This is a genomic window from Enterobacter cloacae complex sp. 397G4 (assembly GCF_050031515.1).
Classification (GTDB): domain Bacteria; phylum Pseudomonadota; class Gammaproteobacteria; order Enterobacterales; family Enterobacteriaceae; genus Enterobacter; species Enterobacter hormaechei_C.
Window position 1 is genome coordinate 4,187,149 of the sequence record NZ_JBLGWE010000001.1, and the last position, 22,783, is coordinate 4,209,931.

The 22,783-nt window shown below is 58.2% G+C and carries 21 protein-coding genes, 1 pseudogene and 1 riboswitch; of the genes and pseudogenes, 16 read left to right on the plus strand and 6 right to left on the minus strand.

The genetic code is table 11. The features are described from left to right. Positions 1-9 precede the first annotated feature (9 nt). From ACQG1Y_RS20165 to ACQG1Y_RS20175, 3 genes and pseudogenes are all read left to right on the plus strand, one after another. Positions 10-2,454: a fimbria/pilus outer membrane usher protein gene (locus ACQG1Y_RS20165; protein WP_257438850.1), complete on the plus strand. Its 2,445-nt coding sequence runs from the start codon at positions 10-12 to the stop codon at positions 2,452-2,454. A gap of 9 nt (positions 2,455-2,463) precedes the next feature. Beyond that, complete coding sequence (locus ACQG1Y_RS20170) at positions 2,464-3,225, plus strand: molecular chaperone (protein WP_368740816.1); 762 nt, start codon at positions 2,464-2,466, stop codon at positions 3,223-3,225. Beyond that, positions 3,209-4,270: pseudogene (locus ACQG1Y_RS20175) on the plus strand (fimbrial protein). The gene ACQG1Y_RS20170 and the pseudogene ACQG1Y_RS20175 overlap by 17 nt, the downstream one beginning before the upstream one ends. A 44-nt stretch (positions 4,271-4,314) precedes the next feature. On the opposite strand, the gene ribB reads toward ACQG1Y_RS20175, so the two are convergent. After that, positions 4,315-4,968 carry a 3,4-dihydroxy-2-butanone-4-phosphate synthase gene (gene ribB / locus ACQG1Y_RS20180; protein WP_015571897.1) on the minus strand — a complete coding sequence of 218 codons (654 nt, stop codon included), beginning with the start codon at positions 4,966-4,968 and terminating at the stop codon, positions 4,315-4,317. A gap of 105 nt (positions 4,969-5,073) precedes the next feature. Further along, a riboswitch (FMN riboswitch) is annotated at positions 5,074-5,224 on the minus strand. 120 nt (positions 5,225-5,344) lie between these two features. On the opposite strand from ribB, the gene ubiK reads away from it, so the two are divergent. Next, positions 5,345-5,641: a ubiquinone biosynthesis accessory factor UbiK gene (gene ubiK, locus ACQG1Y_RS20185; protein WP_000566823.1), complete on the plus strand. Its 297-nt coding sequence runs from the start codon at positions 5,345-5,347 to the stop codon at positions 5,639-5,641. Positions 5,642-5,718: 77 nt separating this feature from the next. On the opposite strand, the gene hldE is transcribed toward ubiK, so the two are convergent. Genes hldE through ACQG1Y_RS20200 form a run of 3 tightly spaced genes read right to left on the minus strand, consistent with a single transcriptional unit; the run spans position 5,719 to position 11,368 of the window. Further along, positions 5,719-7,149, minus strand: coding sequence for a bifunctional D-glycero-beta-D-manno-heptose-7-phosphate kinase/D-glycero-beta-D-manno-heptose 1-phosphate adenylyltransferase HldE (hldE, locus tag ACQG1Y_RS20190; RefSeq protein WP_040118125.1), 1,431 nt, complete (start codon positions 7,147-7,149; stop codon positions 5,719-5,721). 40 nt (positions 7,150-7,189) lie between these two features. Beyond that, positions 7,190-10,045 carry a bifunctional [glutamate--ammonia ligase]-adenylyl-L-tyrosine phosphorylase/[glutamate--ammonia-ligase] adenylyltransferase gene (gene glnE / locus ACQG1Y_RS20195; RefSeq protein ID WP_047062689.1) on the minus strand — a complete coding sequence of 952 codons (2,856 nt, stop codon included), beginning with the start codon at positions 10,043-10,045 and terminating at the stop codon, positions 7,190-7,192. A 21-nt stretch (positions 10,046-10,066) separates the two neighbouring features. Further along, a complete protein-coding gene (locus ACQG1Y_RS20200; RefSeq protein ID WP_045911500.1) occupies positions 10,067-11,368 on the minus strand; it encodes an inorganic triphosphatase in 1,302 nt (433 codons plus the stop codon). Between the two features lie 237 nt (positions 11,369-11,605). Between ACQG1Y_RS20200 and ACQG1Y_RS20205 the strand changes: the two genes are divergently transcribed. Next, a complete protein-coding gene (locus ACQG1Y_RS20205) occupies positions 11,606-12,226 on the plus strand; it encodes a TIGR04211 family SH3 domain-containing protein (RefSeq protein ID WP_001303390.1) in 621 nt (206 codons plus the stop codon). Positions 12,227-12,286: 60 nt separating this feature from the next. Continuing rightward, positions 12,287-13,528, plus strand: coding sequence for a multifunctional CCA addition/repair protein (locus ACQG1Y_RS20210; protein ID WP_023304444.1), 1,242 nt, complete (start codon positions 12,287-12,289; stop codon positions 13,526-13,528). Between the two features lie 13 nt (positions 13,529-13,541). Here the strand turns inward: ACQG1Y_RS20210 and bacA are convergent, their stop codons facing one another. Continuing rightward, the gene (bacA, locus tag ACQG1Y_RS20215; RefSeq protein ID WP_003862545.1) at positions 13,542-14,363 is read right to left on the minus strand and encodes an undecaprenyl-diphosphate phosphatase; all 822 of its coding nucleotides are present in this window, start codon (positions 14,361-14,363) and stop codon (positions 13,542-13,544) included. Positions 14,364-14,469: 106 nt separating this feature from the next. Further along, the gene (gene folB, locus ACQG1Y_RS20220) at positions 14,470-14,838 is read right to left on the minus strand and encodes a bifunctional dihydroneopterin aldolase/7,8-dihydroneopterin epimerase (protein WP_368740815.1); all 369 of its coding nucleotides are present in this window, start codon (positions 14,836-14,838) and stop codon (positions 14,470-14,472) included. A 107-nt stretch (positions 14,839-14,945) separates the two neighbouring features. On the opposite strand from folB, the gene plsY reads away from it, so the two are divergent. The 10 genes from plsY to ureG all read left to right on the plus strand — a co-directional run bounded on the left by plsY (position 14,946) and on the right by ureG (position 22,761). After that, the gene (gene plsY, locus ACQG1Y_RS20225; protein ID WP_017384031.1) at positions 14,946-15,560 is read left to right on the plus strand and encodes a glycerol-3-phosphate 1-O-acyltransferase PlsY; all 615 of its coding nucleotides are present in this window, start codon (positions 14,946-14,948) and stop codon (positions 15,558-15,560) included. Positions 15,561-15,652: 92 nt separating this feature from the next. Continuing rightward, positions 15,653-17,119, plus strand: a complete 1,467-nt coding sequence (locus ACQG1Y_RS20230; RefSeq protein WP_045343345.1) for an MFS transporter — start codon at positions 15,653-15,655, stop codon at positions 17,117-17,119. Positions 17,120-17,275: 156 nt separating this feature from the next. Beyond that, a complete protein-coding gene (locus ACQG1Y_RS20235; RefSeq protein WP_032669209.1) occupies positions 17,276-18,103 on the plus strand; it encodes an urease accessory protein UreD in 828 nt (275 codons plus the stop codon). A 10-nt stretch (positions 18,104-18,113) separates the two neighbouring features. Continuing rightward, positions 18,114-18,416 carry an urease subunit gamma gene (locus tag ACQG1Y_RS20240; protein WP_003862556.1) on the plus strand — a complete coding sequence of 101 codons (303 nt, stop codon included), beginning with the start codon at positions 18,114-18,116 and terminating at the stop codon, positions 18,414-18,416. Between the two features lie 10 nt (positions 18,417-18,426). Next, on the plus strand, positions 18,427-18,741 hold the full coding sequence (locus ACQG1Y_RS20245) for an urease subunit beta (RefSeq protein ID WP_015571906.1): 315 nt from the start codon (positions 18,427-18,429) through the stop codon (positions 18,739-18,741). Continuing rightward, positions 18,734-20,437 (plus strand): urease subunit alpha, encoded by a 1,704-nt coding sequence (gene ureC / locus ACQG1Y_RS20250; protein WP_086524056.1) that lies wholly within the window; start codon positions 18,734-18,736, stop codon positions 20,435-20,437. The genes ACQG1Y_RS20245 and ureC overlap by 8 nt, the downstream gene beginning before the upstream one ends. A gap of 9 nt (positions 20,438-20,446) precedes the next feature. After that, complete coding sequence (ureE, locus tag ACQG1Y_RS20255) at positions 20,447-20,911, plus strand: urease accessory protein UreE (protein WP_063138839.1); 465 nt, start codon at positions 20,447-20,449, stop codon at positions 20,909-20,911. Positions 20,912-20,920: 9 nt separating this feature from the next. Next, entirely contained in the window at positions 20,921-21,460 is a 540-nt protein-coding gene (locus tag ACQG1Y_RS20260; RefSeq protein WP_015571909.1) for a HupE/UreJ family protein, read from the plus strand. Beyond that, the gene (locus ACQG1Y_RS20265) at positions 21,460-22,134 is read left to right on the plus strand and encodes an urease accessory protein UreF (protein WP_246933371.1); all 675 of its coding nucleotides are present in this window, start codon (positions 21,460-21,462) and stop codon (positions 22,132-22,134) included. Before ACQG1Y_RS20260 ends, ACQG1Y_RS20265 begins: the two co-directional genes overlap by 1 nt. A gap of 9 nt (positions 22,135-22,143) precedes the next feature. After that, the gene (gene ureG / locus ACQG1Y_RS20270; RefSeq protein WP_003862566.1) at positions 22,144-22,761 is read left to right on the plus strand and encodes an urease accessory protein UreG; all 618 of its coding nucleotides are present in this window, start codon (positions 22,144-22,146) and stop codon (positions 22,759-22,761) included. The last annotated feature ends 22 nt before the right edge of the window (positions 22,762-22,783 follow it).

Consider the following 22,783-nt stretch of genomic DNA (forward strand, 5'->3'; position numbering starts at 1 on the left):
AACAGGATGATGACATACAAATTACAATGGATAATCATCATTGCGTCCCTGTTAATGACGAAAGTTGCCTCTGCCACCGAGTTTAATATAAACGCCATCGATAAAGATCAGCGCGGCAGCGTCGATTTATCACTGTTTAAAGATCAAATATCGGTTACGCCGGGAAGCTATTTCGTTACGGTTGCCGTCAATGATATTCCGCTGGCAAATGGCTGGCAGCTTCGCTGGCGAGAAATAAATAACGCCGTTCAGGTCTGTATTCCCCCCGAGCTGACCGATACCTTTGCGTTGCAGGATGACATTCGTCACGCTTTGCCGGAGAAAGAGGGATGCGTTGATTTCGCCGCCAGACCAGACATCAAATTTACTTTTGAGCAAGGCAGCCAGACCCTGAAAGTGACCATCCCCCAGGCGTGGCTGCAATACCGTGCGGTTGACTGGATGCCGCCATCCACCTGGGACAACGGCGTGCCGGGCGTACTGCTGGATTACAATCTTTTTGCCAGCCATTATCAGCCCAATAGCGGCAGCAACAATGACAACGCCAATACCTATGGCACCGCCGGTGCGAACATGGGCGCGTGGCGGCTACGCAGCGATTACCAGTACACGCAAAGTCATACTGACGCAGGCTCGGAGCATAATGGACGTTTTTCACGCGTGTATATGTTCCGCCCTCTGCCCTCGATCGGTGCGAAACTGACGTTGGGTGAAACGGATTTCCAGTCCGCAATTTTTGACGCCTTTACCTACACCGGCGCATCGCTAATCAGCGATGAACGTATGCTGCCATGGTCGCTGCGCGGCTATGCCCCGCAGATTACCGGGATAGCGCAAACCAACGCCACGGTAACCGTAAGCCTTGCCGATCGCGTGATTTACCAGAGTAAAGTGCCGCCAGGTCCTTTTGTTATTCAGGATCTTAACCAGTCGGTTCAGGGCACGCTGGACGTCAAAGTCACGGAAGAGGATGGACGCGTCAGCACCTTCCAGGTCTCGGCCGAATCCGTACCATTTTTAACGCGCAAGGGTCAGGTGCGCTACAAGCTCGCGGCGGGTAAAGCGCGCCAGGGTGCCTCCCATGACGTTGAAGATAACGCCTTCATGAGCGGCGAATTTTCCTGGGGCATGCTGTCGCACACCTCCCTGTATGGCGGTACGCTGGCCGATGGCGACCGCTATCGTTCCGTCGCTGCCGGGATCGGCCAGAATATGGCCTGGCTGGGGGCGCTCTCTTTTGACGTCACGCAGGCCACCAGCCAGCTGCCACACCAGCGCAGCCAGACGGGTTACAGCTATCGCATTAACTACAGCAAGCGTTTCGATACCACCGGCAGTCAGCTTACGCTCGCCAGCTACCGCTACTCAGATCCACAGTTTTTGAGCTACGCCCGCTACCTTAATTATGACGACGGTGACCGCCAGTCGGAAAAACAAACCCTGAGCGTGACGGCAAGCCAGTACATTTCGGCGTTATCCCTGAACCTGTACGTCAATATGCTGCGTCAGACATGGTGGAATGATTCACCCTCCACGACCGGCAGTATCACGGCGGGCTACAACTTTGATATGGGCCGCTGGAAGAACCTTGGCGTAACCCTGTCCTGGAGTAAAACGCATTACGATGAGAAAGACGAAAGTGACGATACTCAGTTCTATCTCTCGCTCAGCGTACCGCTCGATCCCGATCATCGACTTAACTATGACCTGCGTAACCGCGACACGCTGAGCCATAACGTGTCGTGGTATGACACGTCGGATCGCAATAACACCTGGGGCGTTTCCGCGGGCGCGGAGAGCGGGAAGCCAGACTCCGGGGCGCAGTTCAGCGGGAATTATCAGCATTATTCTGCGTACGGCGATCTTAATCTCTCCGGCAGCTATAAAGCTGAAGAATATAACTCCCTCAGCGCAAGCTGGAGCGGTTCCTTCACCTCAACGGTGAAAGGCGCCGCGCTGCACCGGCGCAGCTACGGTAATGAACCCCGCGTAATGGTCAGCACCGACGGGGTAGGCAATATCCCGCTGAACATGTCGCGAGATGAGACCAACCGTTTTGGCATCGGCGTTTTACCGTCATTCTCCAGCTATTCCCCCTCCAGCGTGCAGATCAATATGAACAACCTTCCGGATGGCGTGGACGTGGACAACCGCGTCGTGACCTCAACCTGGACTGAGGGGGCCATTGGTTTTCGTCAGATTGCCACGCGTGCAGGTCGGGACGTGGCAGGTGTTCTGCGGATGTCATCAGGAACGCCACCGCTCGGGGCGATTGTTCGCCTGGAAGCAAACGATTTGCAGGTTGGGATGGTGGCTGATGAAGGCCACGTCTGGCTCGGCGCCGTTGAGCCAGAACAGCAGTTTCGCGTGATATGGGGCGACAACCAACAGTGTCGCTTCTCGTTACCTTCTCACTTAGAAAACAGTATGCAGTTGATACTGCCGTGTCAGTAAGAAATCATCATGAAATTAACGCCGATTAAAAGCCTGTGCCTGATGCTAATCAGCACAGCATTTACCACCCATGCGGCCATTAATCTGGACCGCACGCGCATTGTTTTTCCAGAAAGCGACAAGGCCAGCAGCCTGAAAGTGGACAACCAGAGCAAGGCTTTACCTTATCTGGCGCTCTCCTGGATTGAAGACGAAAAGGGGCAAAAAGAAGATACGCACTTTATGGCGCTTCCCCCCATTCAACGTATCGAAGCGGGCACCTCGTCGCAGGTAAGAATTGTTAAACAAGCCGCCACCCGCCAGTTGCCAAAAGACAGGGAATCGCTGTTTTATTTCAACCTGCGTGAAGTACCGCCAAAAAGCATCAGCGCCAGCGAGGAGCGCAGCGTGATGCAGGTTGCCATGCAAAGCCGAATTAAGCTGTTCTGGCGTCCGGAAGCGATTAGCAAAAAATCCGGCAAACTGGCTGAAATGCGAATGGAAATTACCGCCAACGCGAAAGGGCTCACGGTCCACAACCCTACGCCGTATTACATCACGCTGGCGTGGCTGAGCAAAAATGCCAAAACCATGCTGCCGGGTTTCGACAGTCTGATGATTGCGCCTTTCGCCACGGCAACCGCCTCTACCGGTAATTACCACGGTAGTTATTACAGCATCGGCTATATCGACGATTACGGCGCCCTAAAAAAAGTCGACGTGCAGTGCACCGGAATGGCGCAATGTAAACTTACCGAACGGAAAATCGACAAAGATGCAAAAGCTCGCTAGTTTGCTGGTTATCCTGCTGCTTTCAGCGCTGCCTTTGAAAGACGCGCTGGCGCTTAACTGCTATCTGGGTGGATCTGGCGGCCCCGTCGAGGAGACAAAAACGATCACCCCTTTTGCGATCCCCAGCAACGCTCAGGTTGGCCAAAAAATATGGGAGTCTGACGACATTAGAATTCCGGTGACGTGAGACAACAACGTCACGAGCAGTTTTGAGCCGGAAGATGTCTTTGCATGGGTGAACCCTTATCCTGCCGCAACCGATCCCTATTATGAACTGGGCGTAACCTATGAAGGCATAGATTACGATGCTACAGGCCAGCCCAACGGCGTGGATACCCGCCAGTGCCTGGACAACAATAACATCACCATTTACACCTCGGATCAAATCCGCCAGATGGGTTGGGAGGATCGCATCTGCTCCGGCAATCCGGATGATATCCATATTTCACGCACGTTCGTCACCCGATTACGACTTTTCGTGAGAATTAAGACTATGCCGCCACATGGTTATGTCAGTTCGCTCAGCGATTACATCGTTGTGCAGTTTGACGGTAAGGGTGGCGTTAATCAGATGGCCGACGCGAAGAACCTCAAGTATCACATCAACGGACTGCAAAACATTACGGTGCTTGATTGTGGAGCGACGTTTAGCATTTTCCCTGAAAATCAGGAGATCGACTTCGGCGCCTTCAGCGCGCGCGACATTGTGAATCAGCAGACGCGTATGCGCACGTTTTCAATACGAACCACCAAAGTGCAGGATGCCCAGTGCTCGGACGGATTTAAGATGGACTCGTCGTTTTACACAACCGAAACGCTTAGCGCAGACGACACCGCGGTACTGATAGGGAATGGGTTAAAGCTGCGTATTCTTAACGGAACGGAGCCTTACACCTTCAACCAGTACAAGGAGTACGCCGATTTTACGGGCGATACTATGAATGTTGAGCAAAACTACACGGCTGAACTTTCACGGGAAGAAGGGAAAGCGATTCAGTCCGGGCCGTTTGAAACCGTGGTACTGTTCAAAATTAACTACCACTAGAAACAAAAAAGCCGGGTTTCCCCGGCTTTTTCACATCAGCATGTTTAGCTGGCTTTGCGCTCGTGCGCCCGGCGGTACTCAACCAGATCTTCAATCGTCACCACTGGCATATTGTGCAGTCGCGCAAAGGTGATGCACTCCGGCGCGCGCGCCATGGTGCCATCATCGTTGGTCAGTTCGCACAGCACGCCTGCGGGTTTGAAGCCAGCCAGCGTCACCAGATCGATGGTCGCTTCGGTATGACCACCACGGGTCAGCACGCCGCCCGGCTGCGCGCGCAGCGGGAAGACGTGACCAGGGCGGTGCAGATCGGATGGTTTCGCACCATCAGCAATCGCTGCACGCACGGTAGTCAGGCGGTCAGCCGCCGACACACCGGTGGTTACGCCATGCGCTGCTTCAATGGTCACGGTGAAGCCGGTACCAAAGGCGCTGGTGTTGTTTTCAACCATCATCGGCAGATCAAGCTGCTTGCGACGGTCTTCGGTGATGCACAGGCATACGATGCCGCTACCGTGACGGATGGTCAGCGCCATCTGCTCAACGGTCATGTTCTCGGCGGCAAAAATCATGTCGCCTTCGTTTTCACGGTTTTCATCGTCAAGCACCATCACACCGCGGCCTTCGCGCAGTGCATCCAGTGCATGTTCAACACGTTGAGTTGAAGTGCCAAAAGAGGAAAGTAGCGTCTGATTCATGGTAAAAAAACCTCATTAACTTTATGGTTACCAGAATCAGGGCAGTCTTAGGAGCGCCGTACTAGCGGCAAAAAAATAACGTGAGCGGGCCATGCCCGACTGGATCGTTACTCTCTCCCATCCGGACTCTAACCGTCGGCCCCGGAATTACACCGGATCTGCTGACCTTTGAGAATTCACCCAAAGCGCTCGCGGGCTTTCAGCGTTAAGCTGATTTACCGCCGGTGGGGAATTTCGCCCCGCCCTGAGAATAAGCGAGATAACTATAACGCTATTGATTACCCTGGGCAATGCATAAGCTTCAAACAATTTTGTTTAACCCACGGCATGACGCGCTACAATAGGCACTAACACCTTTTCATCAAGGGAAACGACAATGATTGACCCAAAGAAAATTGAGCAGATCGCGCGTCAGGTTCATGAGTCCATGCCGAAAGGTATTCGTGAGTTTGGTGATGACGTTGAGAAGAAAATCCGCCAGACGTTGCAGGCACAGTTGGTTCGCCTTGATTTAGTCAGCCGCGAAGAGTTTGATGTGCAGACTCAGGTGCTGCTGCGCACCCGCGAGAAACTGGCGCTGCTGGAACAGCGTCTGAGCGAGCTGGAGAGCCGCAATGCGCCGGAAGAAGTGAAGCCAGCGCCAGCTATTCCACCGGTGGATGACCAGGCATAAGTGCGGCCTGATGCCCTCACCCCAGCCCTCTCCCACAGGGAGAGGGTGAAAAACGAACGGGCCTGTTGGCCCGTTTTTTACTGACTGTCTTTCTGGATCTTCTTAATGATGTTGGTGGTTGAACACCCGTCCTCAAAGTTGAGCACCATCACTTCACCGCCATTCGCCCAGACCTCTTCGCTACCTGCGATTTGCTCTGGTTTGTAATCGCCGCCCTTCACCAGCAGGTCAGGCAGGATCCCGGCAATCAGGCGCTGCGGGGTGTCTTCTTCAAATGAGACCACCCAGTCCACCGCTTCCAGCGCGCCGAGCACGATCATGCGCTGCTCCAGCGGGTTCACCGGACGCGTTTCACCCTTCAGACGTTTGGTTGAGGCATCGCTGTTGACCGCCACAATCAGGCGATCGCCCAGCTTACGCGCATTCGCCAGATACGAGACATGACCCGCATGCAGGATGTCGAACACACCGTTAGTCATCACCACTTTTTCACCGCGTTTGCGCGCGGCAGCAACGGCCACTTTCAGCTCGTCTTCGGTCATGACGCCAAAGCCGGTATCCGCACGCCCACGCACCGCGTTTTCCAGCTCGACTGGCGAAACGGTGGAGGTCCCGAGTTTACCGACGACCACGCCCGCCGCGGCGTTCGCGAAGTAGCATGCTTCTTCCAGGGAGTTACCCGCCGCCAGCGTCGCCGCCAGCACGCCAATCACCGTATCACCGGCACCGGTCACGTCGTACACTTCCTGCGCCTGGGTTGGCATATGCAGCGGCGCCTTGCCCGGTTGCAGCAGCGTCATGCCCTGTTCGGAACGGGTCACCAGCAGCGCAGACAGCTCGAAATCAGCGATGATTTTCATGCCGCGCTCAACCAGCTCTTCTTCAGTTTTGCACTTGCCCGCCACCGCTTCGAATTCAGAGAGGTTTGGCGTCAGCAGGGTTGCGCCGCGATAACGCTCGAAATCGGTGCCTTTCGGATCGATCAGCACCGGTACGCTGGCTTTACGCGCCAGTTGGATCATGGTCTGCACGCTCGCCAGCGCGCCTTTGGCATAATCAGACAACACCAGCGCGCCGATATTGCCCAGCGCCTGGCTAATACGCTCGTGCAGCGGCTCAGGATCAACGCCTTCGAATCCTTCTTCGAAATCGAGGCGGATCAGCTGCTGGTTACGCGACAGGACGCGAAGCTTGGTGATGGTTGGGTGGGTCGGAACAGAAACGAAGTCACACTTCACGTTCACGTCCGCCAGCGACTGACTCAGGGCACGCGCCGCATCGTCAATGCCGGTCAGGCCCACCAGACGCGAATGCGCGCCCAGCGAGGCTATGTTCATCGCCACGTTTGCCGCGCCGCCTGGACGCTCTTCAATGGTGTCGACCTTAACTACCGGCACCGGCGCTTCCGGAGAGATACGGCTGGTCGGCCCATACCAGTAGCGATCCAGCATCACATCACCGACAACCATAACTCCAGCACGTTCAAACTCTGGCAGTGTTACTTTCATTCCTGACTCCAGAAAGATTCACAATTTGCGCGCGATAATATCACACTTGTTTTGTTACGCACGGTTCCACCAGCCACTTCTGCCAGCTTGTGGTCACCTGCGCGCGTTCATCGGTGAAACAGTCCAGCGCCACATGGCCCGGCTGTTCCTGTAAGGCCAGATGGTGCAACTCATCACGCAGCGTGGTGTAGGCGCGGGTTAATGCCTGCGCCTCCTGCTCATCCATAATGTCGTTCTGCGCCAGCAGTTCCAGTATGCGCACGTTATCCGACCAGCGGGTCAGCTTCGGCTTATCGTGCGCGTGCAGCAGCACCAGGTACTGAGTGATAAACTCGATATCGGTAATGCCGCCTTCATCGGCTTTAATATCAAAGCGATCGCGATGTTTGTTGCCAAGGTGCGCGCGCATCTTCTCCCGCATTTCCCGCACTTCGGTTTGCAGCGTACTGCCCTCGCGCGGGGTCGTCATGACCGCCTTGCGGATCGCATCAAACTGCGTTTTGAGCTGCGGATCGCCGTATACCACGCGGGCGCGCACCAGCGCCTGATGCTCCCACGTCCAGGCTTCGTTCTTCTGATAGTCGGCGAAAGCCTCCGTCGAGGTGACCAGCATGCCTGCCGCGCCGGACGGGCGCAGACGCGCATCCACTTCATACAGAATGCCGGATGAGGTGCGGGTGCTGAACAGGTGCATAATGCGCTGGGCCAGACGCAGGTAGAACTGCCGCCCGTCAATCTCACGTTCGCCGTCGGTCATGACGTCTGCCGGACAGTCGTGGAGGAAAATCAGATCCAGATCGGAGCTGTAGCCCAGCTCCCAGCCGCCCAGCTTGCCGTAACCCACCACCGCAAAACCGCGGCCTTCGCGCTCTGCAAGGTGTTTCGGCTGCCCGTAGCGGGCCACCATCTGCACCCACGCCTGATGGACAACCGCGTCGATGATCGCTTCCGCCAGCCACGTTAAGTGATCGCTCACTTTCATTACCGGCAGGGTGCCGGCGATATCTGCCGCCGCCACGCGCAGCATCTGCGCCTGCTTAAACTGACGCAGCGCCTCAAGCTGTTGCTCTTCGTCCTCTTCCGGTACGCGCAGCAGATACTGACGCAGCTCGTCGCGGTAGGCGTCCGTCGCCGTCGGCTGATACAGCGTATTCGGGTCGAGCAGTTCGTCCAGCAGCAGCGGATAACGCGCCAGCTTGTTCGCCACCATCGGCGAGGCGGCGCAGAGAGAAATCAGGTGCTTCAGCGCGCCGGGAAACTCGCTTAACAGTTCAAGGTAAGTGGTACGCGTGACGATCCCGCTCAGCAGCGGCATCATGCGCGACAGCGGCACCGGCGCATCCTCGCGGGAGCAGACATCGCTCAGCAGATGCGGCATCAGATGATCCAGCACCTGACGACCGCGTGGGCCAATGGCGCGTTTGTTCAGTTCGAAGCGGAAATCGGCAATCAGCGCCACCACGCGATGGCGGGCATCGTCGCTTAAGTGCGCCAGCACCGGCGTGGTGTCATCTTCCTGGAGCGCGTCCTGCCACAGCTCGCGCCAGTGCTCGGAGAGCGCATCGTCCTGCGATTCACTTTCGTCGTCGCCGATCAGATCGTTAAAGATGCGGCGCACGCCCGCCATATGCGCTTCCAGCCGTTCCGTCAGCGCCGCCCAGTCATCCACCCGCATCCCCCAGGCCAGACGCGCCCGGTTCAGCTCGTCGCCCGGTAACGTCTGGGTCTGTTCGTCGTTGATACTTTGCAGCAAATTTTCCAGACGACGCAGGAAGAGGTAAGAGTCACGCAGCGTTTGCGCATCGCCTTCCGGCAGCAGATGCAGCTGCTCGATAGCGCTCAGCGTCGGCAACAGCGAGCGGGATTGCAGAGAAGGTTCACGCCCGCCGCGTATTAGCTGGAAGACCTGGACGATAAATTCGATCTCACGAATACCGCCCGCGCCGAGCTTGATGTTGTCCTTCAGGCCACGGCGACGCACCTCGCGGGCAATCATCCCTTTCATATTTCGCAGGGACTGGATCACGCTGAAGTCGATGTAGCGGCGGAACACAAACGGGCGCAGCATGGCGCGCAGCTCGTTGGCCCAGGCATCGTCGCTGTCACCCATGATCCGCGCTTTGACCATCGCGTAACGCTCCCAGTCGCGACCCTGCTCCTGGTAATAATCTTCCAGCGCGGCAAAGCTCAGCACCAGCGGACCGCTGTCGCCAAACGGACGCAAACGCATATCCACGCGGTAGACAAAACCATCCTGGGTGGGCTGATCCAGTGCCTTAATCAGCCGCTGCCCCAGGCGAGTAAAGAACTGGGCGTTGTCCAGCTCGCGACGACCGCCGCGCGTGGAGCCGTTCTCCGGCCAGGCAAAAATCAGGTCGATGTCTGAGGAAAAATTAAGCTCGCAGCCGCCCAGCTTGCCCATCCCCAGAATCAACAGCGGTTGCGGAACCCCGGCTTCGCTGCACGGCGTGCCCCACTCTTTACAGCAGGCGGCGTAGAGCCAGTCCCGCGCGGCGACAATCAACGTCTGCGCCAGCTCGCTCAACTGCTGCAAGGTACTCTCTTCGCTCACCAGCTCCAGCGCCTGCGCCCAGGCAATGCGTACCATCACCCGGCGGCGGAACTGACGCAGTACGCGCATCAGCGTGGCTTCGTCTGCCACCTCTGCCAGCGCGGTTTGCAGCCAGCCAGCATAATGCCGCCACTCGTCAGCCTGCGGCGGCGCGCTTTCCAGCTCTGCCAGCCAGTCCGGGTTGGCGCTGACGCTCTCCTGCACAAAATCACTGAACGTGAGCACGCTTTTCGCCTGCTCGCTTAACGATGACGCAGGTAACGACTCAGGCAGGCGTTCGCAAACGGTCTGCCAGTGCTGTTGTAACTGCGAAGAAAGCGGCATATCAGGGGTTCCTTGCCAGAATTAACGTTTTCCGCTGTGCAGCCAGTACGGATCCTGCGAAATGGCCTCGTTGCGGAAATGCTCGATTTCGATCTGCTGACGGGTCTCGATGGCATGCTTCAGCCCCTGCCAGTTCTCCAGCCAGGCCTGCGCCTTCACGCCCTCATACGCACCTGACAGCAGCAACATGCTGTCGATGTTACGCGCCAGGCGGGGAAGCTGATCGCCATACTGGTCGCCCAGCGGATGCGCAAAGGTGGTTCTCAGCTCGGCCGCGTGACGGGAGAGGTGGATATCCGCAAAACGTTTGAAGTTTTCCGCGATTTTGGTCTGCCCTTTCGCATCGAGGAAAATACGCCAGCCGCGCGTCACCAGAAACTCGGTCAGCGCCAGTTTCGCGCCGGCGTTTTGCGGGCTGTAGATCGCCGTTTGTGCCGACACGTCGGAAAGCATCAGCGTTTCGGTTTGAGTGAGCAAATCACGTAAGTGAGTGCTGGCTTTACGCGGTACAATGCCGCCAAAGAGCGTCAGGGTATGACGCACCAGCCCCATAGCGGCCAGCACCTGTTTTTTGGCATTTTTCACGTTACGCGCCCACAGCTCCTCGTGGTACTGCCACTGAGAGAGCGCCAGCTCCAGCGCCGCTTCCATGCCCTGCTCAACGGAGGCTTTCGGCACAACGCGCAGAATCGGGGTTTCTCGCAGCACGCGCGGCGCATTCCCGGCGGCCAGGTGATAGCCGCGCGCCGCTTTACTCAGGCTGCCCTGACGCAGGCCAGGCTGGTTCACCAGCTTGTGCGCCAGCTTCAGCACGTCGCTCGCCTCGCCTTCCAGCAGTTCGAGTTCCAATTCGCAGATCGGCTCCTGCTCTTCACCCGCCTTAATTTCACCCCGATCGAACGCGATCTCAATGCGGCTCTTGCCTTCCGTCACCAGCCATTTTTCACGCCAGAAATCGGTGCTGAACAGCGGTTGCGCCTCTGCCGACAGCGTTGCGGGCAGCGTCCCTTCCGGCCACACTTCCGCCGGAAAACGATCCAGCTCAAGTTCTGGCTTACTGATGTCGATATTGTATTCCGGACGCTGGTGCAAACCGCCCACCACGCGACCGGCGATTTTCATCGTCATCTCGTAGCGCCCGTTCGCACCCCGGATGCGCAGGCCCATATCGTGGTTGCGCAGCCAGTTGTCCGGCGTTTCGTAATAGATGTTGAGCAGCTGTACGGGTTCATGGTGCTCGCCGGACAGCGTATTCAGATGCTGGCGGAGCGCGTCAGCGCTGTCTTTTTCGACGATAAACTTTAATTCGATCTCTTGTGCCATAGCCTTGTACTTTTGCGTGCGTCACAGACGCGTCGATGAAGGCGAACTTCCTCGCCATTTGTTTGTCAGTACATAGTATTTTGCGCCAAATTGCCACGCAATGAGCAATTTGACGGGCGTAAAAGTTTAAAGCGGTGGAAATCATGACACAGATGATTCCGATTGATGATGAATCCTTTGCGTAGCGACACTGATACCACTACTATCGTTCCACTTTTTATGAAAATAACGACTGATATGCTTAAATTACGCCTGATTGGACTTACTTTACTCGCTTTTAGCGCCGCAACCGCGGTCCACGCTGAAGAGAAACGTTACGTTTCTGATGAACTGAATACCTGGGTACGCAGCGGCCCTGGAGACAATTATCGCCTCGTGGGTACGGTAAATGCCGGCGAGGAAGTGACTCTGCTGCAAACCAATGCAGACACCAATTACGGTCAGGTTCGTGACAGCTCTGGCCGCACCTCATGGATCCCGCTGAAAGAGCTGAGCACGGTGCCGAGCCTGCGCACCCGCGTGCCGGATCTGGAAAATCAGGTGAAAACCCTGACCGATAAGCTGAACAACATTGACGGCACCTGGAACCAGCGCACCGCAGAGATGCAGCAGAAAGTGGCGCAAAGCGACAGTGTGATCGCCGGTCTGAAAGATGAAAATCAGAAGCTGAAAAATGAGCTCATCGTCGCGCAGAAGAAAGTGAACGCCGCGAATCTACAGCTGGATGACAAACAACGCACCATCATCATGCAGTGGTTTATGTATGGCGGCGGGGTGCTGGGCGTCGGTCTGGTGCTGGGTCTGGTGCTTCCTCACCTTATTCCAAGCCGTAAACGTAAAGACCGCTGGATGAACTAACTCGTCTTCTCTGCCACACTTACGTATCATCTTGCGAAAAGAGAAAACGGGAGTGTTGGCGTGAAGAGTTATCTGGTCGGTGGTGCGGTACGTGATGCGTTATTAGGTCTGCCGGTCAAAGATAAAGACTGGGTCGTGGTCGGTGCCACGCCCGAAGCGATGATTGACGCGGGCTACCAGCAGGTAGGCCGCGATTTTCCTGTGTTCCTCCATCCGAAAAGCCGGGAAGAGTACGCCCTGGCGCGTACCGAACGGAAATCCGGTTCCGGTTATACCGGCTTCACCTGCTATGCCGCGCCGGATGTGACGCTGGAGCAGGACTTACTGCGCCGCGATCTCACCATTAATGCCCTGGCGCAGGACGAAAACGGCCATATTATCGATGTCTACGGCGGCCAGAACGATCTGCGTGACCGTCTTTTACGCCATATCTCCCCCGCCTTTTCTGAAGATCCGCTTCGCGTACTGCGCGTGGCGCGTTTTGCCGCCCGTTATGCCCATCTCAGCTTCCGCATCGCCGACGAGACGATGGCGCTGATGACGGCCATGACCGACGCGGGCGAGCTGGAACACCTGACGCCAGAACGCGTCTGGAAAGAGACCGAAAACGCCCTGACTACCCGTAATCCGCAGGTCTTTTTCCAGGTTCTGCGCGACTGCGGGGCGCTGAAAGTGCTGTTCCCGGAAATAGACGCGCTGTTTGGCGTGCCCGCCCCGGCGAAATGGCACCCGGAAATTGATACCGGCATTCACACCCTGATGACGCTGAGCATGGCCGCCATGCTCAGCCCGGAGGTGGACGTGCGCTTTTCCACCCTCTGCCATGACCTCGGCAAAGGGTTAACGCCAAAGGAGTTGTGGCCACGCCACCACGGGCACGGTCCGGCTGGCGTGAAGCTGGTTGAAGGGCTTTGCCAGCGCCTGCGCGTGCCGAATGACATTCGCGATCTGGCAAAACTGGTGGCCGAGTTTCACGACCTGATCCACACCTTCCCGATCCTGAAACCCGCCACCATCGTCAGGCTGTTTGATAACATCGACGCCTGGCGCAAACCGCAGCGCGTGGAGCAAATTGCGCTGACCAGCGAAGCCGACGTGCGCGGCCGCACCGGGTTTGAAGCGTCCGATTATCCGCAGGGTCGTTTGCTGCGTGAGGCGTGGGACGTGGCGAAAGCGGTGCCAACGAAAGAGGTGGTGGAGGCAGGGTTTAAAGGCCCGGCGATCCGCGAAGAGCTGACGAAGCGGCGGATTGATGCGGTTGCAGCGTGGAAGGAAAAACGTTGCCCTCAGCCGAAAGACTGAGGGCGGTCGGTCATCAGAAGAAGACCACGTACACGGCAGCCGCGACGATAAAGCGGTAGATCGCGAACGGAATAAACGAAATACGCTTAATCAGTTGCAGGAAGGTTTTGATGGCGATCAACGCCACAATAAAGGCGGTGATAAAGCCCACGGCGAACATCGGAATGTCGCCCACGGTCAGGAAGCCGATGCTTTTGTAGAGATCCAGCGCGGTGGCGCCCATCATCATCGGCACCGCCAGCAGGAACGAGAACTCAGACGCCGCGTAACGGCTCACGCCCATCAGCATCCCGCCGGAAATGGTTGCCCCTGAACGGGAGAAGCCCGGCCACAGCGCCAGACACTGGAAGCAGCCAATCATAAACGCCTGGCGATACGTCATATCGTCCAGACCTTCCGCACGCGGGGTTTTTGGCTTCAGCACTTCGGCGGCAATCAGCAGGAAGCCGCCGACAACCAGCGCGTACATCACGTTAATCGGGTTGAAGAGCGATTTAATGGTGTCGTGGAACACCAGCCCCAGCACCACCGCCGGGATCATCCCGAGCAGAATATGAATCAGCGTCAGGCGCCCTTTGCCCTCTCCTTCACGCTGCGGCAAACGCCCGAAGTGGATACCGATCAGACCAAACAGACGTCGCCAGAACATCACGACCACCGCCAGGATAGAGCCCAGTTGGATCACCACCTCAAACGTCTTTGCGGTATCGCCTTCAAAGCCCAGGAGATGGCCAACGATAATCATATGGCCCGTACTGGACACCGGCAAAAACTCCGTCAATCCTTCGACCACACCCAGTATTGCCGCCACCAGCAGCGAGTGCATATCGCTCATCTATAAACCCCTAAAAAGATATAAAAAAACGGTGTCCCACGCGGACAACCGTGAAAGATACAGCTTTAAGACCGATATAACCTAAAATGGTTTAGCTATTATGACGTTAAATCTTTCCTTTCAGATTTGTGCCACGCTCGATAATCACGCCCACATTGGCGGCGCGCGCCACCGCTCCCGGCTTGCTTAGCTTAATGCGCACCCATGGGGAGTTAAATTTGCTCAGCAGCAGGTCTGCTACCTCTTCCGCCACGCGTTCTACCAGCGCAAAACGTTGCCCTTCCACATGGGCGATGACCGTTTCACTGATGTCGGCGTAGCTCAGACAGTCATTCACATCATCGCTTTTTGCTGACTTGCGGTTGTCCCAGCCCATTCCGATATCGAACACCAGTTTCTGCTCGATGGTCTGTTCCCAGTCGTAAACACCAATTGTGGTGATTACCGAAAGTTGCTCTATAAATACAATATCCATCACGACCTGCCTGCTTTTTGGCTAAACCGGATACCACTTCCGGCGAATTATGCGTATTATCCACAGATGCTGAGAATACAGATACATTTTCAAAACGGAACAGCGTTATGAGTGCAATCGCGCCTGGAATGATTATCCTCGCCTACCTTTGCGGCTCAATCTCCAGCGCCATTCTGGTCTGCCGCATCGCCGGGTTGCCTGACCCGCGTGAAAGTGGTTCCGGGAATCCGGGGGCGACCAATGTACTACGAATTGGCGGCAAGGGAGCAGCCGTAGCGGTTTTGATTTTTGATGTTCTGAAAGGAATGCTTCCCGTCTGGGGCGCGTATGCGCTCGGCGTCACACCCTTCTGGCTGGGGCTGATTGCCATCGCCGCCTGCGTCGGCCACATCTGGCCCGTTTTCTTTGGTTTTAAAGGCGGTAAAGGCGTTGCCACCGCGTTTGGCGCGATTGCGCCGATCGGCTGGGATCTCACCGGCGTGATGGCGGGCACCTGGCTGCTGACCATTCTGCTGAGCGGTTATTCGTCGCTGGGCGCCATCGTCAGCGCACTGATCGCCCCGTTTTATGTCTGGTGGTTTAAACCGCAGTTTACCTTCCCGGTGTCGATGCTCTCGTGTCTGATCCTGTTGCGCCATCACGACAACATTCAGCGCCTGTGGCGGCGTAAGGAAACGAAGATCTGGACGAAGCTCAGGCGTAAAAAGAAAGACGCTCAGTAAACCGTTCGTTATGCCTTATAACCAAATGTGATTTTTGTCACCTTCTGCCTGTGGTAACTGTTAGAGACACAACACAACCACACAAAAAGAAAATGGCAGAAATCACAGATTCAACTCCCCTTCCAGCGGCAGGAAACACCCCGGATGGCGACATCAAGTGGGTACGCAGCGCATCGGACGTTTCACGTCTCGTTAATGACGGCTCTCAGGGCCGGGCCAATGCCCGCATCGTGGTCGGTATCGCGCTCGGGGGAATTTTCCTCGATGCCTACGATCTCGGCGCGCTGGCATTCGGCATCAAAGACATCACCCGCGAATTTAACCTGACGCCCGCCGGTACCGGCATGGTGGCCTCGGCGATTACCTTTGGCGCGATTGTCGGGGCGCTGCTCGGCGGCTATCTTACGGATAAAATCGGGCGCTACCGCGTCTTTATGGCCGACATGGTGTTCTTTGTCGTTGCCGCTATCGCCTGTGCGCTGGCCCCGAACGAATATGTGCTTGCGGGCGCGCGCTTTGTGATGGGTCTTGGCGTTGGGATCGACCTTCCCGTCGCGATGGCGTTTCTCAGCGAGTTCGCCAGGCTGAAAGGCCCGGGGAATAAAGCCTCCAGCGTCGCAATGTGGTGCCCCACCTGGTACGCGGCCATCAGCATCTCTTATCTTCTGGTGCTCTTCTTTTACGCCGTGCTGCCGGAAAGCCACAGCGACTGGCTCTGGCGTCTGATCCTTGGCTTTGGCGCGGTGCCCGCGCTGGTGATTATCGCCATCCGCAGCCGCTATATGAGCGAATCCCCGGTCTGGGCGGCGAATCAGGGCAATCTGAAGGAGGCGGCGTCCATCCTGCGGCAGTCTTACAATATTAATGCCCACGTACCGCAGGATGCGCTCGACCAGCCCGCGCCTGTCGTGAACAAGGCAAAATGGTCGAACTACCTGAACCTGTTCCGCGGTATCTATCTGCGGCGTACCACGCTCGCCACGCTGCTGTCAGTGGTCTCCTCGTTCGCCTATAACGCCGTAGCCTTTGGCCTGCCGGTGATCATCTCCAGCTTCTTTGTGCAGTCGATGCTGACCACCATTCTGATCTCGCTGGCGCTTAACCTGCTGTTCGCGTTTGTCGGCGGGCTGCTGGCGGTGCGCTATGTTCCGCGCTTCGGCGCATGGCGGATGTCTCTGGCGGGTTATGCGTGCCAGCTTGCGGCACTGCTCGGCCTGGCGCTGATTGGCCGCCCTGACGGGGCTACGGAAGGCGTGGTCGCCGTCGCGATGCTGGCGCTGTTCCTGTTTGGTCAGGGTTTTGGTCCAGGTGCGCATACCATGACGTTTGCCTCCCTGAGCTACCCGACCTCGCTGCGCGGCGTGGGCGTGGGGCTTAACCAGACGCTGATGCGCAGCAGTTCAACGCTGTCACTGTTTCTGTTCCCGCTGCTGGTCGCCTCGCTGGATACCGCCGTGTTCTGGGTGATTGCGCTGGCGCCGTTTATCGGTCTGGCGTCGCTGCTGGCGATCCGCTGGGAGCCGTCGGGGTATGATGTGGATGCAGAGGATTATCGCTAGCCTTTCTTGCCGGGTGGCGCTGCGCTTACCCGGCCTACATTACTGAAACCGGCTCACATGAGCCGGTTTTTTTATCCATAAGCGACTCATATGACAGCCTTCATTTCCGCCAGGGCATACTGAAACGTACCCCGATAGTGTGGAAATGGAAGCACCATGTTAGCAACTCAGGTCACTGATAATTCATACAAAGGCTGGCAGGCCTCGCTTGCCCTCCAGTTTTGTCATACCCCTGAGAAAACCCTCCTCCATTCCGCGCGTCACAGCGGGCCGCTCACCGTTCAGCGTCCGTTTTATCCCGAAGGGGAAACCTGCCACCTTTACCTGCTGCACCCGCCAGGCGGAATTGTGGGCGGAGATACGCTGGATATTTCCGTGCGGCTCGACGCCAAAAGCCATGCCCTCATTACCATGCCCGGCGCCAGCAAGTTCTATCGCAGCAGCGGCCCGCTGGCCTGCCTCAGTCAGCATTTTTACCTCGACGAAGAGGCCACGCTGGAGTGGCTGCCGCAGGACACCATTATTTTCCCCGGCGCTAACGCCGCGCTGCGTTCCGTCTTTCACCTGCACGCCACCAGCACGCTGCTGGCGTGGGAACTGTACTGTCTGGGCCGTCCGGTGATAAACGAAACCTTCAGCCACGGCACGCTGGAGAACCGCCTTGAGGTGTGGGTGGATGGCGAGCCGCGTCTGATTGAGCGACTGCATCTCAGCAGTGGCGATCTGACGCCCGTCGCGGACCATCCGTGGGTCGGCACGCTGCTGTTCTATCCGGCCCGGGAAGCACTTCTCGACGCGGTGCGTGCGCTTCTCGCCCCGCTGGAAAACGTTGGCGGGGCGACGCTCACCGACGATCTGCTGTCGGTGCGTTTTCTCTCCCACGACAACCTGATTTGTCAGCGGGTGATGCGCGATATATGGCAGTCGCTTCGCCCGCTTTTAACTTCCAAAACCGCCTGTTCGCCGCGCATCTGGCAAACATAAGAGAAACGCTATGGAACTGACTCCCAGAGAAAAAGACAAGCTGTTGCTGTTCACCGCCGCGCTGGTTGCCGAACGCCGCCTCGCGCGCGGGGTAAAGCTCAATTACCCGGAATCGGTCGCGCTGATCAGCGCCTTTATTATGGAAGGCGCGCGCGATGGCGAAACCGTCGCCTCGCTGATGGAAGCCGGCCGCCACGTCCTGACGCGCGATCAGGTGATGGAAGGCGTGCCGGAGATGATCCCGGATATCCAGGTGGAAGCCACCTTTCCGGACGGATCCAAGCTCGTCACCGTCCACAACCCGATCGTGTAAGGAGCGCGTGATGATCCCAGGCGAATACCGGATCCAGTCCGGAAACATTGCTCTCAACGTCGGGCGCGAAACCCGAAGTGTGATCGTGGAAAACCACGGCGACAGGCCGATCCAGGTCGGATCGCACTACCACTTTTACGAGGTCAACCCGGCGCTGAAGTTCGATCGCGAAGCCACCCGAGGTTACCGGCTGAACATCCCGGCCGGCACTGCCGTGCGCTTCGAGCCCGGCCAGAAGCGGGAAGTGACGCTGGTGCAGGTGACGGGCGCACAGCGCATTTTCGGCTTTCGCGGCGAGGTCATGGGCGAGGTGAAACATGGCTGAGATTTCACGCCAGGCGTATGCCGATATGTTCGGCCCCACTACCGGGGATAAAGTGCGGCTGGCCGACAGCGAGCTGTGGATCGAAGTGGAAGACGATCTCACGATCTACGGCGAAGAGGTTAAATTCGGCGGCGGAAAAGTGATCCGCGACGGCATGGGACAGGGGCAGATGACCGCCGACGACTGCGTGGATCTGGTGCTCACCAACGCGCTGATCGTCGATCACTGGGGGATCGTGAAAGCGGATATCGGCGTAAAAGATGGGCGGATCTTCGCCATCGGCAAAGCCGGAAACCCGGACATTCAGCCCGGCGTGACGATCCCGATTGGCGCGGCAACGGAGGTGATCGCCGCCGAAGGGAAGATCGTCACCGCAGGCGGGATCGACACCCACATCCACTGGATCTGTCCGCAGCAGGCGGAAGAGGCGCTGGTGTCTGGCGTCACCACCATGATCGGCGGCGGCACCGGGCCTGCGGCAGGCACAAACGCCACCACCTGCACACCGGGGCCGTGGTATATCGCCCGCATGTTGCAGGCAGCCGATACGCTACCGGTGAATATTGGCCTGCTGGGTAAAGGGAACGGCTCCAACCCGGACGCGCTGCGCGAGCAGATCGCCGCAGGTGCCATCGGGCTTAAGATCCACGAAGACTGGGGCGCGACGCCTGCGACCATCAACTGCTCGCTGGAGGTCGCTGAAGAGATGGATATTCAGGTGGCGCTGCACAGCGACACGCTGAACGAGTCCGGTTTTGTCGAAGACACGCTGGCCGCCATCGCCGGGCGCACCATCCACACCTTCCACACCGAAGGGGCGGGCGGCGGCCATGCGCCGGATATCATCACCGCCTGCGCGCACCCGAATATTCTGCCCTCCTCCACCAACCCGACGCTGCCCTACACGGTCAACACCATCGACGAGCACCTGGACATGCTGATGGTTTGCCATCACCTCGACCCGGATATCGCCGAGGACGTGGCGTTTGCCGAATCCCGCATTCGCCGGGAGACCATCGCCGCCGAAGACGTGCTGCACGATATCGGCGCGTTCTCGCTCACCTCGTCAGATTCACAGGCAATGGGCCGCGTGGGGGAAGTGATTATCCGCACCTGGCAGGTGGCGCACCGCATGAAGGTGCAGCGCGGCGCACTGCCGGAAGAGACCGGCGATAACGATAACTTCCGCGTGAAGCGCTATGTCGCCAAATACACCATCAACCCAGCGCTGACCCACGGCATCGCCCATGAGGTCGGTTCTATTGAGGCGGGCAAGCTGGCGGATCTGGTGGTCTGGTCCCCCGCCTTCTTTGGCGTCAAACCCGCCACCATCGTCAAAGGCGGGATGATCGCCTGCGCGCCGATGGGCGACATCAACGCCTCGATCCCCACGCCGCAGCCGGTGCATTACCGCCCGATGTTTGGCGCGCTGGGCGCCGCACGTCACGCCACGCGGCTGACGTTTATCTCGCAGGCCGCCAGTGCGAACGGCATCCCGCAGCAGTTCAGCCTGCAAAGCGCCACGGCGGTGGTGAAGGGCTGCCGGGCGGTGAAAAAGGCCGACATGATCCACAACGATTTACAGCCCAATATCACCGTTGACGCGCAAACCTACGAGGTGCGCGTCGACGGCGAACTGATAACCAGCGAACCGGCTGACGTTCTGCCAATGGCGCAACGCTATTTCCTGTTTTGAGGAGTGATGATGATCTATTTGACCCAACGCCTGGACCACGCGCATCCGACTACCGCCAGCGTCACGCTGCCGATTGACGTGCGGGTGAAAAGCCGCGCCCGCGTGGCGCTGAACGACGGCCGCGAAGCCGGGCTAATGCTGCCGCGCGGCCTGCTGCTGCGCGGGGGCGACCTGCTGACTACCGACGATGGCAGCGAGGTGATCGAAGTGATCGCCGCCCCGGAGTCGGTTTCCGTGGTGCGCTGCGCCGACCCGTTCCTGCTCGCCCGCGCCTGTTATCACCTGGGCAATCGTCACGTACCGCTGCAAATAATGCCTGGCGAACTGCGCTACCACCACGACCACGTCCTCGACGATATGCTGCGTCAGTTCGGGCTGGAGGTGACCTTCGCCAGCCTGCCATTTGAACCGGAAGCGGGCGCTTACACCAGCGATGCCCACAGCCATAGCCACTCTCACGCTCATTCACATTAAGGACTCATCATGCGCAAGTACTTACCGCTGTTACTGCTGGCTTTTTCCGTTCCCGCGCTCGCGCATCCCGGCCACGGGACCGACAGCTTCCAGGCCGGATTTCTCCATCCGCTGACCGGGCTGGATCACCTGCTGATGCTGACGGGGGCTGGCGTGCTCTCCGCCCTGAGCGGCCGCAAGCTGCTGTTGCCGTTAGCGACGCTCGGCATGATGCTTGCTGGTGCCGTTGCGGGCAGCCTGCTCGGCGGCTTTAGCGGCATGGAGATGCTGATTATCGCCTCGCTGGCGGTCTGCGGCGTGATGATGTTTAAGACTGAAAATCGCCTGCTGCTGGCGGTGCCAGCCCTGGCGATGTTCCACGGCTGGGCGCACGGCGTGGAGATGTCCGGCCACAGCTTCTGGCTCTTCACCAGCGGGTTTATGTTAGCCAGCGCCACGGTGCTGTGTGCCAGCTTCGCGGCAGGGCTGCTGCTGCGCCGTCACGACGGCCTGCGTAAAACCTTCGGCGGCGGGCTGATCGTCTCCGCCCTGCTGGCGCTGATGAGCTGATGGAGCACGCCCGCCAGCGGCTGCGCCTGATGCAGCTCTCCAGCAGTAGCCTGCCGGTCGGATCGTTTACCTGGTCGCAGGGGCTGGAGTGGGCTGTCGAGGCCGGGTGGGTCACGGACGCTGAGGCCTTCAGGCGCTGGCAGATCCAGCAGATGGAGCAGAGCTTTTTCTGCGTCGACCTGCCGCTGTTTATCCGCCTGTATTGTGCCTGCGCGAAGCAGGACATCGCGGCAGCAAAACGCTGGACGGCATACCTGCTCGCCTGTCGGGAAACGCGCGAGCTGCGCGATGAAGAACGCAACCGTGGGGCAGCCTTTACGCGGCTGATTAAGAGCTGGGAACCCGCCTGCCCGCCAGAATGGCTACCGCTGTTTATACAAAGCCAGCTCGGCGGCATGGCGTGGCTCGGCGTGCGCTGGGGCATTAGCGCGCGCGAGCTGGCGCTGAGCCTCGGCTACAGCTGGATAGAGAGCGCGGTGATGGCGGGCGTCAAGCTGGTGCCGTTTGGGCAGCAGGCCGCACAACAGCTGATTATCGACCTGAGCGACCATTTTGCCGCCGGGTTTGAACAGGCATTTTTACGTGACGACGACGCGCTGGGGGCCGCTACGCCGCTGTCGGCCATCGCCTCTGCGCGCCATGAAACCCAATATTCACGACTATTCCGTTCCTGAGGAATCAACATGGCTGATTACAAACATCCCCTGCGCGTGGGCGTGGGCGGCCCGGTAGGGTCGGGCAAAACCGCCCTGCTGGAAGCGCTCTGCAAGGCGATGCGCGACACCTATCATCTTGCGGTGGTGACCAACGATATCTATACCAAAGAGGATCAGCGCATCCTGACCGAGGCGGGTGCGCTGGAGCCAGAGCGCATCGTGGGCGTGGAAACGGGCGGCTGCCCGCATACCGCCATCCGCGAAGATGCCTCAATGAACCTGGCGGCGGTGGAAGCGTTGAGCGAGAAGTTCGGCAATCTGGATCTGATCTTCGTGGAAAGCGGCGGGGATAACCTGAGCGCGACCTTCAGCCCGGAGCTGGCGGACCTCACCATCTACGTCATCGACGTGGCCGAAGGGGAAAAAATCCCGCGCAAGGGCGGGCCGGGGATCACCAAATCCGATTTTCTGGTGATCAACAAAACCGACCTCGCGCCGTACGTCGGTGCGTCGCTGGAGGTAATGGAGCGCGACACTAATCGCATGCGCGGCGAGCGCCCGTGGACGTTTACCAACCTGAAGGCGGGCGACGGTTTAGCGACGATTATTGCGTTTCTGGAAGAGAAAGGAATGCTGCGGATCTGAAAAAAGGCCTGGCATAACGCCA